The organism is Streptomyces sp. TOM-9, from assembly GCF_056858595.1.
Genome location: NZ_JBXEQB010000001.1, coordinates 8035812 through 8049430, shown reverse-complemented (window position 1 = coordinate 8049430; position 13619 = coordinate 8035812). Strand labels below are relative to the sequence as shown.

General features: G+C 75.1%; 12 protein-coding genes. 8 read left to right on the top strand and 4 right to left on the bottom strand.

What is annotated here, in order from left to right:
* Positions 1–11: 11 nt before the first annotated feature.
* The gene (locus AC1VWI_RS37035; RefSeq protein ID WP_499517002.1) at positions 12–1157 is read right to left on the bottom strand and encodes a citrate synthase/methylcitrate synthase; all 1146 of its coding nucleotides are present in this window, start codon (positions 1155–1157) and stop codon (positions 12–14) included.
* Between the two features lie 115 nt (positions 1158–1272).
* Between AC1VWI_RS37035 and AC1VWI_RS37030 the strand changes: the two genes are divergently transcribed.
* Positions 1273–2502 carry a citrate/2-methylcitrate synthase gene (locus AC1VWI_RS37030; RefSeq protein ID WP_499515397.1) on the top strand — a complete coding sequence of 410 codons (1230 nt, stop codon included), beginning with the start codon at positions 1273–1275 and terminating at the stop codon, positions 2500–2502.
* Positions 2503–2521: 19 nt separating this feature from the next.
* On the opposite strand, the gene AC1VWI_RS37025 is transcribed toward AC1VWI_RS37030, so the two are convergent.
* Positions 2522–2944, bottom strand: coding sequence for a hypothetical protein (locus AC1VWI_RS37025; RefSeq protein WP_499515396.1), 423 nt, complete (start codon positions 2942–2944; stop codon positions 2522–2524).
* Between the two features lie 99 nt (positions 2945–3043).
* Entirely contained in the window at positions 3044–5617 is a 2574-nt protein-coding gene (gene valS, locus AC1VWI_RS37020) for a valine--tRNA ligase (protein WP_499515395.1), read from the bottom strand.
* 106 nt (positions 5618–5723) lie between these two features.
* Here valS and AC1VWI_RS37015 point away from each other — a divergent pair, with 106 nt between their 5' ends.
* Together AC1VWI_RS37015 and AC1VWI_RS37010 are read left to right on the top strand one after the other, a co-directional pair.
* On the top strand, positions 5724–6203 hold the full coding sequence (locus AC1VWI_RS37015) for a MarR family winged helix-turn-helix transcriptional regulator (protein ID WP_499515394.1): 480 nt from the start codon (positions 5724–5726) through the stop codon (positions 6201–6203).
* 9 nt (positions 6204–6212) lie between these two features.
* Positions 6213–6668, top strand: a complete 456-nt coding sequence (locus AC1VWI_RS37010) for a universal stress protein (RefSeq protein WP_499515393.1) — start codon at positions 6213–6215, stop codon at positions 6666–6668.
* 21 nt (positions 6669–6689) lie between these two features.
* Here AC1VWI_RS37010 and AC1VWI_RS37005 read toward each other — a convergent pair whose 3' ends face one another.
* Positions 6690–7649 (bottom strand): NADP-dependent oxidoreductase, encoded by a 960-nt coding sequence (locus tag AC1VWI_RS37005; RefSeq protein ID WP_499515392.1) that lies wholly within the window; start codon positions 7647–7649, stop codon positions 6690–6692.
* A 215-nt stretch (positions 7650–7864) separates the two neighbouring features.
* Between AC1VWI_RS37005 and trxA the strand changes: the two genes are divergently transcribed.
* From trxA to egtB, 5 genes are all read left to right on the top strand, one after another.
* Positions 7865–8248 carry a thioredoxin gene (gene trxA, locus AC1VWI_RS37000; protein WP_499515391.1) on the top strand — a complete coding sequence of 128 codons (384 nt, stop codon included), beginning with the start codon at positions 7865–7867 and terminating at the stop codon, positions 8246–8248.
* A gap of 33 nt (positions 8249–8281) precedes the next feature.
* Positions 8282–9952 carry an AMP-binding protein gene (locus AC1VWI_RS36995; RefSeq protein WP_499515390.1) on the top strand — a complete coding sequence of 557 codons (1671 nt, stop codon included), beginning with the start codon at positions 8282–8284 and terminating at the stop codon, positions 9950–9952.
* A 221-nt stretch (positions 9953–10173) separates the two neighbouring features.
* On the top strand, positions 10174–10761 hold the full coding sequence (locus AC1VWI_RS36990; protein ID WP_499517001.1) for an endonuclease: 588 nt from the start codon (positions 10174–10176) through the stop codon (positions 10759–10761).
* A gap of 226 nt (positions 10762–10987) precedes the next feature.
* Complete coding sequence (gene egtA / locus AC1VWI_RS36985) at positions 10988–12265, top strand: ergothioneine biosynthesis glutamate--cysteine ligase EgtA (protein WP_499515389.1); 1278 nt, start codon at positions 10988–10990, stop codon at positions 12263–12265.
* Positions 12262–13593, top strand: a complete 1332-nt coding sequence (egtB, locus tag AC1VWI_RS36980) for an ergothioneine biosynthesis protein EgtB (RefSeq protein WP_499515388.1) — start codon at positions 12262–12264, stop codon at positions 13591–13593. The genes egtA and egtB overlap by 4 nt, the downstream gene beginning before the upstream one ends.
* The last annotated feature ends 26 nt before the right edge of the window (positions 13594–13619 follow it).

The window sequence follows — 13619 nt, the reverse complement described above, 5'->3', positions numbered from 1 at the left end:
CCGCGGAACCCTCAGGTCGCCGGCACCGGCTGGGGAGGCACCGGGCCGACGTAGCGGGCGGCCGGACGGATGATCTTGCTGTCCTCGGCCTGCTCCAGGACGTTGGCGCACCAGCCCACGACACGGGCGCAGGCGAAGGTGGGGGTGAACATCTCGCGCGGCAGGCCGCACAGCTCCATGACGACGCCGGCGTAGAACTCGACGTTGGTGTGGAGTTCGCGGCCGGGCTTCAGCTCGGCGAGGATCGCCTCGACCCGCGCCTCCACCTGGACGGCGAGGTCGACGAGCGGGCCGCCGAAGGACCGGGCGATCTCCTTGAGCATCCGGGAACGGGGGTCCTCGGTGCGGTAGACGGGGTGGCCGAACCCCATGATGCGGTCGCCCGCCAGGACGCGTTCACGGATCCACGGGCCGATGCGGTCCGGGGTGCCGATGGCGTCCAGGGTGTCCAGGGCCCGGCTCGGGGCGCCGCCGTGCAGCGGGCCGGACAGCGCGCCGACGGCGCCGGTGAGGCAGGCGGCGAGGTCGGCGCCGGTCGAGGCGATGACGCGGGCGGTGAAGGTGGACGCGTTGAAGCCGTGGTCCACGGTGGAGATCAGGTAGCGCTCGACGGCCCGGGCGCGGGCCGGGTCGGGCTCCTCGCCGGTCAGCATGTACAGGTAGTTGGCCGCGAACGGCAGGTCGTCGCGCGGTTCCACCGGCTCCAGGCCCTGGCCCAGCCGGTACAGGGCGGTCAGCAGCGTGGGCACGGCGGCGGTCGCGGCGAGCGCGTCGGACAGCCGCCGCTCCGGGTCGACGTCGTACAGCGGGCGGAACCCCTCGGCCGCCCCCAGTAGGGACAGCGCCGAGCGCAGCCCGGCGAGCGGGCCGCTGAGCGCTCCGGAGCGGGCGACGGCCGGCAGCGCGTCGCGGACGGCGGCGGGCAGCCGGCGCAGCGGGGCGACGCGCCGGGCGAAGGCGGCGCGCCCGGCGGCGTCGGGCAGCGTGCCGAGCAGCATCAGGTGCCAGACGTCCTCGAAGGTGCGGCTCTGCGCCAGGTCGACGGCCGAGTACTGACGGTAGTGGTAGAAGCCCTCGGTGCCGCGGACGTCGCCGAGCGCGGTCTCGGTGACGACGACTCCCTTCAGGCCGCGGGGTACGTCGGGGGTGACGGGCATGACGGTCACGGTGGTCCTCCGGTGCTGCTTCGACGACTCGGCGTTGACTCGACCATCCATCATTGATTCAATCCCCGTCAATATTGATTGGATCAATGTGTGATGGGATGGAGTCATGACGACGGAGGAACGGCTGAGCACCCGCGAGGCGGCCGGGCGGCTCGGGGTCAAGCCGGAGACGGTGTACGCCTACGTCAGCCGCGGCCTGCTGAGCAGCCGGCGCGCCCCCGGCGGGCGCGGCAGCACCTTCGACCCCGGGGAGGTCGACGCCCTCGTGCGCCGCAACCGGCGCGCGGCGCAGCCGCCCCCCGAGGACGACGGCACGGGCCCCGTGCGCACCGCGATCACCCTCATCGACGGGGACCGCTACTACTTCCGCGGGGTCGACGCGACGGCCCTGGCCGAGCGGTACGGCTACGAGGAGGTGGCGGAGTGGCTGTGGACCGGCGTCCTGCGTTCCGGGGTGCGTTTCACCGCGCCACCGCAGGCGCTGCAGGCCGCCCGGCGGGCGGTCGGGGTGCTGCCCGGGCACAGCGGCCCGATGGACCGGCTGCGGGCGACCGCCGTCGCGGCGGCCGTGGCGGACCCGCTCCGGTTCGACCTCTCCCCCGAGGCCGTGCTCGGCGCCGCCCGGGGCCTCATCCCCACGCTGGTCCGGGCTCTGCCCGCGGCAGGCACCCCGCACCGGGGCGAGGGCCGGCTGGCCTGGCGGCTGTGGTCGCGGCTGTCCGGCCGCCCGGCCGACGACGCGTCACTGCGCGCGCTGGACGCGGCGCTCGTCCTGCTCATCGACCACGACCTGGCCGCCTCGACGCTCGCCGTGCGCGTGGCCGCCTCCGCCCGCGCGCATCCGTACGCCGTGGTCTCGGCCGGCCTCGGGGCCCTCGACGGCCCGCTGCACGGGGCCGCGAGCGGCCTCGCCCACCGCATGCTGGCCGAGGTCCTCGACCGCGGCAGCGCGGCGGCCGTCGTCGCCGACCACCTGCGCGCGGGCCGCCGTGTGCCGGGGCTCGGCCACCGCCTCTACCGGGCCGAGGACCCGCGCGCGGTCATGCTCCTCCGGCTGCTCGAGGACGTCCCGTACGCGGAGCGGGCGCTGACCGCCGCCCGCGAGGTGGCCGCCACGACGGCCCGTCACACCCCGGTCCACCCCAACGTCGACCTCGCCCTGGCGGTGCTCTCCGTCTCCGCCGGCATGGTCCCCGAAGCCGGCGAGACGGTCTTCGCGGTCGCCCGGACGGCGGGCTGGATCGCCCACGCCCTGGAGGAGTACGAGGAACCCCCACTGCGCATGCGCCCGAGCGGGCACTACGTGGGCCCGCGCCCTCCGCAGCCGCTGCCCTGAGGCCCGCCGCGGGGGTCCGTCAGCCGAGTTGCGTGGGCATCGGCACCTCGACGGCGTCGGTGGGGAAACCGGTGGCCGGCGTCCAGTCCGGTGTCGGCGGTGTGCGCGGCACCGGCGTTCCGTAGCCCTTGGGGTTCTGCTCGATCGTCGTTCCGGACCCGTGCCCGCGGCCGGCCGTCCCGCCCTGGGTGGGGCGCGGCGGCGCCGCCGTCCGCCCGGGCCGGGGCGCGGAGCGCGCAGGGGACGCGGACCGCGTGGGGGAGGCGGAGACCGAGGGCGACGCCGACGGCGACGGTGACTGCGAGGGCGACACCGTGGCCGGGGCCGACGGCTCGGGTGGTGCGGAGGACGTGCCGCCCTCCCCCGAGCATCCGGCCACCGCCAGCGCTGTGAACAGCCCCGCCCCGGCCGCCAGTCCCCACCGGCCCGTTCTGTCGTTCACCGATCCACCCGCCCCGCACCGCTCACCGGTCCCATGACGGGCGCAATCTACCGGCTCCGGGCGCGGGCGGGGCGGGCGGGCCCGGCATGTCGCGGGCGTTCAGGGCGAGTCCGGGAAGCGCACCTCGTACGCCAGGGCGTCGCCGGCCGCCGGGAGGCGTTCCACCGCCGCCGCGCGGGCCGCGGCGCGGACGTCGTCCTCGGCCAGGGCGAGGAGCGCCAGCTGCGGGGCCGGGCCGGTGACGACGAGCCGGGCGACCTCCGCCCGCATCGACAGCCGTGCCTCGGACTTGGCCTTGCGGACCGCGGTGATCGCGTCGCGGGCGGTGGCCAGGACGCGGGGGTCGCCGTCGCCGGCGAGCGACCGCAGGGCGTCCGCGTCGGGCCAGTCGGCGCGGTGGACCGATCCCTCGCGCCACCACGACCAGACCTCCTCGGTGACGAAGGGCAGGAAGGGCGCGAACAGCCGCAGCAGGACCGACAGGGCGGTGGACAGCGTCGCGAGGGCGGAGGTGTCGCCGTCGTACGCGCGGCCCTTGACCAGTTCGACGTAGTCGTCGCAGAAGTCCCAGAAGAAGGACTCCACGCGTTCCAGGGCGCGGGCGTGGTCGAACTCCTCCAGGGCGTCGGTGACGGCGCGGACGGTCGACGCGAGGCCCGCGAGGAGGGCGCGGTCCAGCGGTGCGGCGACCGCCGGTGCGGCGCCGTCCACGACCGCGCCGGAGGTGACCGCGCCGGAGGTGACGACGAAGCGCCCGACGTTGAGGACCTTGGTGGCCAGGCGGCGGCCGATCTTCATCTGCCCGGTGTCGAAGGCGGTGTCCGTGCCCGGCCGGGCGGCGGCCGCCCAGTAGCGGACGGCGTCGGAGCCGTGCTGCTCCAGCAGGTCGCCCGGGGTGACCGCCTTGCCCCGGGACTTGGACATCTTCTTGCGGTCCGGATCGAGGATCCAGCCGGAGATCGCGGCGTGCCGCCACGGCAGGACGCCCTGCTCGGCGTGGGCGCGGACGATGCTGCCGAACAGCCAGGTGCGGATGATCTCGTGGGCCTGCGGCCGCAGGTCCATCGGGAAGACCTTGGCGAACAGTTCGTCGTCGGTGCCCCATCCGGCGGCGATCTGCGGGGTGAGCGACGACGTCGCCCAGGTGTCCATGACGTCCGGGTCACCGGTGAACCCGCCGGGCGCGCCGCGCTGCTCCTCGCGGTAGCCGTCGGGGACGTCGGTGCCGGGGTCGACGGGCAGCGCCGACTCGTCGGGGACCAGCGGCGTGTCGTGGACGGGCTCGCCGGCCTCGTCGAGCGGGTACCAGACGGGGACGGGGACGCCGAAGTACCGCTGGCGGCTGATCAGCCAGTCGCCGTTGAGCCCTTCGACCCAGCTCTCGTAGCGGACGCGCATGTGCTCCGGGTGCCAGCGCAGTTCGCGGCCCCGCTCCAGCAGCCGCTCGCGCAGGGCCTCGTCGCGGCCGCCGTTGCGCAGGTACCACTGGCGCGTGGTGACGATCTCCAGCGGCCGGTCGCCCTTCTCGTAGTACTTGACGGCGTGGACGACCGGTTCGGGCTCGCCCTCCAGGTCGCCGCGCTCGCGCAGCATCCCCACCAGCCGCTCGCGGCCGGTGTGCGCGGTGGCGCCGGCCAGCTCTCCGTACGCCTCACGGGCCTGCGCCGTCCGCAGGGCGGCCGGCGGCGCGGGCAGGAAGCGTCCGTCGCGGCCGAGGACCGGGCGGGTGGGCAGCCGGAGTTCGCGCCACCAGGTGACGTCGGTGGTGTCGCCGAAGGTGCAGATCATGGCGATGCCGGTGCCCTTGTCCGGGTCGGCCAGCCGGTGGGTGCGGACGGGGACCTCGACGCCGAAGACCGGGGTCGTGACGCTCGTGCCGATCAGCTCCCGGTAGCGCTCGTCGTCGGGGTGCGCGACCAGGGCGACGCAGGCGGGGAGGAGTTCCGGCCGGGTGGTGGCGACGACGACCCGGCCGCCGCCGGGGCGGTGGAAGGCCAGCCGGTGGTAGGCGCCGGGCCGTTCGCGGTCCTCCAGTTCCGCCTGGGCGACGGCGGTGCGGAAGGTGGTGTCCCACAGGGTGGGTGCCTCGGCCGGGTAGGCCTCGCCGCGCGCCAGGTTGCGCAGGAAGGCGCGCTGGGAGGCGGCGCGCGAACGGGCGCCGACGGTCTGGTAGGTGAGCGTCCAGTCGACCGACAGGCCCAGGCGGCGCCAGAGTTGCTCGAACGCCTTCTCGTCCTCTGCGGTGAGGGCCTCGCACAGTTCGATGAAGTTCCGCCGCGAGACGGACTGCTGGTGACTGCCGGGACGCTCGGGCGGGGTGAAACCGGGGTCGTACGGGAGCGAGGGGTCGCAGCGGACCCCGTAGTGGTTCTGGACCCGGCGCTCGGTGGGCAGGCCGTTGTCGTCCCAGCCCATGGGGTAGAAGACGGTCTGCCCGCGCATGCGCCGGTAGCGGGCGACGGTGTCGGTGTGGGTGTACGAGAAGACGTGGCCGATGTGGAGCGATCCGCTGGCCGTGGGCGGCGGGGTGTCGATGGAGAAGATCTCCTCGCGCGGCCGCGACCGGTCGAAGCGGTGTACGCCCGACTCGTCCCAGCGCCGCGACCATTTCGCTTCGAGCCCCTCGAGGGAGGGCTTGCCGGGGACGTCGTGGTGACGGGACGGGAGGTTCATGCCGTCCCATGGTAGGCATGCGGGCCCCCGCGGCCGAACGATTTACCCGCCGGATCGTTCGTGTCACCGATGATTCGGTAACGGACCTTTTTGCTAGGCTCGGACCATGGGTCCCACGGTTTCCGCGCCCGACTTCACCGGGCTGCTGCAGTACGCCAGCCACGCCATGACGAACCGGCTGGCGACGGCGCTGGCCGAGGTCGGGCTCACCCCCCGCGGGTACTGCGTGCTGCTGCACGCGCTCCCCGGGGAGCTGACGCAGGCTCAACTGGCCGAGGTCTCCCAGCAGGACAAGACCACGATGGTGGTCACCATGGACGAGCTGGAGCGGGCCGGCCTCGCCGAGCGGCACCCCTCCCCCACGGACCGCCGGGCCCGCATCATCACCGTCACCGAGGCGGGCCGGGAGCGCGTCGCCCTCGGCAGGGATATCACCGCCCGCGTCCACGGCGACCTGCTGGCGGCCCTTCCGCAGGACGAACGGGCGGTCTTCACCTCCGCGCTGCAGCGGCTGGTGGACGGTCATCTCGCCGCGGGCGCGGATTCCCCGCGTCCGGTGCGGCGCGCGCGGCAGTCCCGCAAGTAGGCTCGGAACGTGAGCGACAAGGCGGCTTTCGAGCGGGGCACGGACGGTCCCAAGGTGATCGTGGCGGGACTGGACGGATCGGAGTCGTCGTGGCGCGCCGCGGCGTACGCGGCGGGGCTGGCGCGGCGCCAGAGGGCGCTGCTGGCGATCGTGTACGTGCAGCCGGTCCTGGCGGCGGGGGCCGCCTTCGGCGCCCCGGTCGCGGAGGCGACCGCCGAGATCGCCGACGAGCTCAAGGCGGAGATAGAGAAGGCCGCTTCACGCTTCCAGTCGGTGTCCAGCCTGCGCTGGGAGTTCCACACCTTCACGGGCGACCCGTTCAGCGGGCTGTCCCAGGCCTCCGACGAGCTCAAGGCCGACGCGGTCGTGGTCGGCGCCTCCGAGAAGGCCGGGCACCGGCTCGTGGGCTCGGTGGCGGTGCGGCTGGTCAAGGCGGGCCGCTGGCCGGTGACGGTCGTCCCGTAGGCCCTCTCCCGCCGCGGGCGGTCAGGCCCCGTCGGCGACGTGGATGACGACCTTGCCGCGGCGGTGCTCGTGCTCCAGCGCCTCGTAGGCGGCGCGGGTCTCGGCGAGCGGCACCACGCGGTCGACCCGCGGGGTGAGCTTGCCGCCGTCGATGAGCCGGGAGACCGCCTCCAGGCCCGTCCGGTCCGGCTCGACGACGAAGAAGACGCCGCGGGCACCGTGCGCGCGGGCGCTCTCCTCGTCCGGCGGGGACACGATGCTCACCAGCAGCCCGCCGGGACGCAGCACCGACCAGGAGCGGTCCTGCGTGGCGCCGCCGACGGCGTCGAAGACGACGTCCACGTCCGCCACCTCGTCCTCGAAGCGGGCGGCGGCGTAGTCGACGACCCGCTCCGCGCCCAGTCCGGCGACGAATCCCGCGTCGCGCGCGGCGGCGGTCGCCGTGACCCGCGCGCCGAGCGCGGCGGCGATCTGGACGGCGAAGGAGCCGACGCCTCCCGCCGCGCCGTGGACCAGCACGTGCCGGCCCGGGGTGACCCCTGCGTGCCGGGCGAGCGCCTGCCAGACGGTGAGCGCGGCGAGCGGGACCGAGGCGGCCGCGTCGTGGTCGAGACGCCGGGGCTTGGCGGCGAGGATGCCCGCGGGGAGGGTGACGAACTCGGCCGCGGCACCGTCGTGGACGAAGGGGATCAGTGCGTAGACGGCGTCCCCTACCCTCGGGGTGATCACCCCGGGGCCCACCTCGGCGACCACGCCGGAGACCTCGTGCGAGGGGATCGTGGGGGTGCGGTCGCGGCCCGAGCCGTCGAAGCTGTCGGTCCAGGTCGCGTCCCAGCCGAGCTCCCCGGCCGTCACGGAGGCCGCCCGCACCGCCACCAGCGCCTCACCCGCGTCCGGCTCGGGGCGGGGCACGGTCTCGTAGCGGAGCTGTTCGGGCCCGCCGCGCCGATGCGCCCGTACGGCGTGCATCGTCGTCACCATCGGCCGCTCCCGTGGGTCGCCCCCGCGTCTGACCGGCGGGGGCGACGGACGTCCCCGCTCCCTCCAGCATCCGGCCCCGCCCGGCTCCCTGCATCCCGTTCCGCGGGGCGGCGGGGGGACGCGCCGGGAGGACGGCGTTCGGAATAGCGCAGCGCTGCCCTCGGTTACGGTCAGTGGGTCCCGACCGACGGCACCCGGAAGCAGGTAAGGGAAGCATGAGCACTGTTGAGCTCACCAAGGACAACTTCGACGAGGTCGTGGGCAACAACGATTTCGTCCTGATCGACTTCTGGGCGTCCTGGTGCGGCCCGTGCCGGATGTTCGCCCCCGTCTACGAGTCGGCCGCGGAGAAGAACACCGACCTCGTGTTCGGCAAGGTCGACACGGAGGCGCAGCCCGAGCTGGCCGCCGCGTTCCAGATCCAGTCCATCCCGACGCTGATGATCATCCGCGACAAGGTGGCCATCTTCTCCCAGCCCGGCGCGCTGCCCGCACCCGCGTTCGAGGACCTGATCAAGCAGGCCCGCGACCTGGACATGGACGAGGTCCGCAAGTCCATCGCCGAACAGGGCGCGGACCAGGAGGCCCCGAAGGCCTGACATCTGACGAGGCGTCAGCTATGGTGCGGCCGTATGGGGCGCACCATAGCGGAGCTCGTCGAGGGCCAGTGGGGCGATCGGCGCCCCGGGCTGCTGTACGGGGAGCACAGGCTCAGCCGCCATGACGTGGCGGCCGCTTCCGCCGCCCGCGCCGCGCTCCTGGCCGACCTGCTGCCGTACGGCGCCGAGCCGCACGTCGGGGTGCTCCTGGGCAACGTCCCGGAGTTCCCGCTGTGGCTCGGCGCCGCGGCGTGTGCGGGGGCCGCCGTGGTGGGGGTCAACCCGACCCGGCGCGGTGCGGAACTGGCCCGGGACATCGCGCACACCGAGTGCGCGCTGCTGGTCACCGAGCGCGCGCACCTGCCCTCGCTGCGCGGTCTCGCGCTCCCCCTCCCCCCGGAACGGATCCTGGTCGTGGACGACCCGGCGTACGCGGCGCTGCTGCGCCCGTACGAGGACGCCGGTCCGCCGCGCGGCAGCCGGATACGCCCCGGTTCCCGGCTCCTGCTCTACTTCACCTCCGGCTCGACCGGCGCCCCCAAGGCCGTGGTCGTCTCCCAGGGGAGGCTCGCCGACGCGGGCGCCTCCCTCAGCGGCTTCCTGGGCCTCGGACCGGACGACGTCCACTACCTGTGCATGCCGCTCTTCCACGGCAACGCCGTGATGGCCGGCTGGGCACCCGCCCTCGCGGGCGGCGGCGCGGTCGCGCTGCGCCGGTCCTTCTCCGCCTCCCGCTTCCTGCCGGACGTACGCGCCTACGGGGCCACGTACTTCACCTACGTCGGGCGGGCCGTGCAGTACCTGCTCGCCACCCCCGAGCGCCCCGACGACCGCGACCACCGCCTGCGCCGGGGCTTCGGCACCGAGGCCGGGGCGGTCGACGCGGCCCGGTTCGCGGAGCGCTTCGGCGTGCCCCTCACCGAGGGGTACGGCTCCTCCGAGGGCGGGGCCGCCATCCAGCGCTCCCCCGGCACGCCGCCCGGCGCGGTCGGGCGCGCCGCCCCCGGAGCTGACCTCGCCGTGGTGGACCCGGCGACCGGCGCCGAGCGGCCCCGCGCGGTCCTCGACGCGGCGGGCCGGCTGCTCAACGGCGACGAGGCGATCGGCGAGCTCGTCAACCGCGGGCCCTCCCGCTTCGAGGGGTACTGGCGCAACCCCGAGGCGGTCGCCGCTCGTACCCGCGACGGCTGGTACTGGACCGGCGACCTGTTCTTCCGGGACACCGAGGGCTGGTTCCACTTCGCGGGCCGCGCCGACGACCGGCTGCGCGTGGACGGCGAGAACCTCGCCGCCGCCGTCATGGAGAACGTCCTGGCCCGCTTCCCCGCCGCCGCGGCCGTCGCCGTGTACGCCGTCCCCGACCCCGTCTCGGGCGACCAGGTGATGACGGCCCTGGCACTCCGCGAGGGCGCCGCCTTCGACCCCGGCGCCTTCGCCGCGTTCCTGGCGGCGCAGGCGGACCTCGGCACGAAGTCGGCCCCGCGCTTCGTACGGGTCGTACCGCGCATGCCGGTCACCGCCACCAACAAGGTGCGGCGCGCCGCCCTGCGCCGTGAGGGCTTCCGCTGCCCCGATCCCGTGTGGTGGTCCCCGCCCGGCGAGGGACCCTGCGGCGCGGCGTACCGCCGCTTCACCGCCGCGGACCTCGCCACGCTGCTGGAGCGCTACCGCGCCCAGGACCGCACCGGGCTCCTGGACCGCTGAGCCCACCGCCCGGACCCGCGCCCTCGGGCAGCCGTTTCATGCCGGTCCGTCCGGGAACACGCACCCCATGCGCCACGACCAGCTCCGGCCGCCGCGCCGGGCACTGCGCGCGGGAACGGGCCCGATGTGACCGCCGGCCGGAGTACGGAGAACGCCGGGGACGTGCGGGACGCCCGGGCGACGGGGGGGGGCTGCTGGCGGTGCACGGCGAGACGTACGCCATGGAGGCGGGCATCCGCTTGCGCGACACCCCGCAGCCGCTCTACCAGTTGCTCGTCCTCGCGATGCTGCTCGGTGCCCGCATCCGCACGCGGACGGCGATCGCCGCGGCCCGCGCCCTGTTCGCGGCGGGGCTGCGCAACCCCGCCGCGACGGCCGGCGCGACCTGGCAGCGGAGACGGGACGTGCTGGACGAGGGCGGCTACCGCCGGTACGACGAGCGGACCGCGACCCGGCTCGGCGACGCGGCGCAGTTGCTGCTGGACCGGTACGACGGCGACCTGCGCAAGGCCCGCGCGGCGGCCGAAGGGGACGCGGAGCGGCTGTGCCGGCTGCTGCGGGAGGTGCCCGGCATCGGCCCGGTCGGGGCGGGCGTCTTCCTGCGGGAGGTGCAGGCGGTGTGGCCGGAATTCGCCCCCGCCTTCGACGGGAAGGTGCTCCAGGGTGCGCAGCGGCTGCAGCTCCCCGGCACGGCCGGCGAGCTGGCGGAGCTGGTGCCGGAGGGCGAGGAGGCCGTCCTGGCCGCGGCGCTGGTGCGCGCCGCGGTGGACCGGAAGATCGCCGGGGAGGTCCTGGCATCCACCCTCTGACCTGCACGGACGCGCTCTGGAGATGCGGGCCGCCAGGTCGCGGTCCACGCTTGATTCGGACCGGACGGCAGAGGCCGCCCTCGACTCGGGTGTCATCTACCGTCCCTCGGCCGTTCGTCCGGGGCGCTCTTGAGCGACCCGCACCGAAGGGCTTAGGTGGTACGGACACCGCCCGGCCGTGGCCGGGCGGGACACGGAAAGCCGCCTTCGACGGGAGGTCCCGGCCATGCCCGGCACCAGCCAGCGGATGGAGACATCCGAACCGATCACCGAGACAGCGGCGGAGGAACACATCCAGGGCATCTGTTTCAAGACCGGCCCGCCGCGCCGCATAGGCGTGGAACTGGAATGGTTCCTCCACGACCCGCACGACCCGGCCCGCCCGGTGGGCCCCGCACGGCTCGGCGCCGCCGTCGCCGCACTGCACGACCTGTACCTCCGCTCCCGGCTCACGACCGAGCCCGGCGGCCAGCTGGAGCTGAGCTCGCTGCCCGCCCCCTCGCTCACCGCGTGCGTCAACGCCGCGGCCGCCGACCTCCACTCCGTACGCCACCGGCTCCGCCGGGAGGGCCTGGCCCTGGCGGGCCACGGCCACGACCCCTGGCGCCGGCCCCGGCGGCTGCTGGACGAGCCCCGGTACGCGGCGATGGAGACCTACTTCGACCGCTCAGGACCCGCGGGCCGGTCCATGATGTGCTCCACGGCCTCCGTCCAGGTCTGCCTGGACTCGGGTACGGAGGAGCCGGGCCCCTTCGGACTCGGCAGACGCTGGCTGCTGGCGCACCTGCTGGGCGCGGTCCTGGTCGCCGCGTTCGCCAACTCGCCGCTCAGCGCGGGCCGCCCGACCGGCTGGCGGTCCACGCGGCAGGCGGTGTGGGCCGCCCTGGACCCGGGGCGCACCCTCGCCCCGCCCACCGGGGCCGACCCGCGGACGTCCTGGACCGCCTACGCCCTGGACGCCCCGGTGCTGTGCATCCGCGGCGACGAGGCACCCTGGGCGGTGCCCGACGGGCTCACCTTCCGCGACTGGATCCGTGACGGGTCGTACCGGCCTGCGACCGCCGCCGACCTGGACTACCACCTGTCGACGCTGTTCCCGCCGGTGCGGCCACGCGGCTACCTGGAACTGCGCATGATCGACGCGCAGTCGGGGCGGGACGGCTGGATCGTGCCGCTGGCCGTGGCCGTGGCGCTCTTCGACGACGCCGCCGCCTCCGAGGTCGCCTACCGGGCGGTGAAGCCGCTCGCCGACGCGGCGGGCCGGGACCCGGCGCCGCGCAACCCGCTGTGGCGGCGCGCCGCCCGGCACGGCCTGGCCGACCCCGAACTCCACGCCACCGCCATGACCTGCTTCGCCGCGGCCCGGGAGGCCCTGCCCCGGCTCGGCGCGGACCAGGCCGTGCAGCGGGCGGTGGACGACTTCACCGAGCGCTACGTCCAGCGCGGCCGCTGTCCCGCCGACGACATGCTCGACGCCTTCCTACGCAAGGAGAGCCGCACGTGACCGCACCCGCGCTCGACCCCGAGACCCTGCGCCGGCGGGCGCTGGACGCCCTGACCACCGCGCGCGACCGCACCCGGGCGCTCACCACCTGCGTCGACGACCACGAACTCGCCGCGCAGCACTCCCCGTTGATGTCGCCCCTGGTCTGGGACCTGGCCCACATCGGCAACCAGGAGGAGCAGTGGCTGCTGCGGAACGTCGGCGGCCGTGAGGCCCTGCGCCCCGACATCGACCCGATCTACGACGCCTTCGAGCACCCGCGCTCGGAACGGCCCACCCTGCCGCTGCTGCCGCCCGCGGAGGCGCACGCGTACGCGGCCGAGGTGCGCGGGCGTGTGCTGGACATCCTGGAGCGGGCACCGCTGCACGGCACGCCGCTGACCGACGCGGCCTTCGCCTTCGGCATGATCGCCCAGCACGAACAGCAGCACGACGAGACGATGCTGATCACCCATCAGCTGCGCCGCGGCCCGGCGGCACTGACCGCCCCCCCGCCGCCGCCCGCACCCGCGGACGCTGCGCTGCTGCCGGCCGAGGTCCTGGTCCCCGGCGGTCCGTTCACCATGGGCACCTCGGCCGAGCCGTGGGCGCTGGACAACGAACGTCCCTCGCACGTGCGCGAGGTGGCCCCGTTCTTCATCGACACCGTGCCGGTGAGCAACGGCGCGTACCTCGCCTTCATCGAGGACGGCGGCTACGGGGACGAGCGCTGGTGGACCCCGGCGGGCTGGGCGCACGTCCGCGAGCACGGCCTGTCCGCCCCGCTGTTCTGGCACCGGGAGGGCGGTACGTGGCTGCGCCGCCGCTTCGGGGTGACCGAGCCGGTGCCGCGCGAGGAGCCCGTGCTGCACGTGTGCTGGTACGAGGCCGACGCGTACGCCCGCTGGGCCGGGCGCCGGCTGCCCACCGAGACGGAGTGGGAGAAGGCCGCCCGGCACGACCCGGGGAGCGGCCGCTCCCGCCGCTACCCGTGGGGCGACGCCGACCCCGGCCCGGAGCACGCCAACCTCGGGCAGCGGCACCTGCGGCCGGCCCCGGTGGGCAGCTACCCGGCCGGTGCCTCGCCGCTGGGCGTACGGCAGTTGGTCGGCGACGTGTGGGAGTGGACGGCGAGCGACTTCCTGCCCTACCCGGGCTTCGCCCCGTTCCCGTACAAGGAGTACTCGGAGGTCTTCTTCGGCCCCGACCACAAGGTGCTGCGCGGCGGTTCGTTCGCCGTGGACCAGGTGGCCTGCCGGGGCACGTTCCGCAACTGGGACTACCCGATCCGGCGGCAGATCTTCTCCGGCTTCCGCACCGCCCGCGACGCCCGCCCGGAGCAGGTGTGAGCGCCGCCCCGAGCAGACGGGGGCGC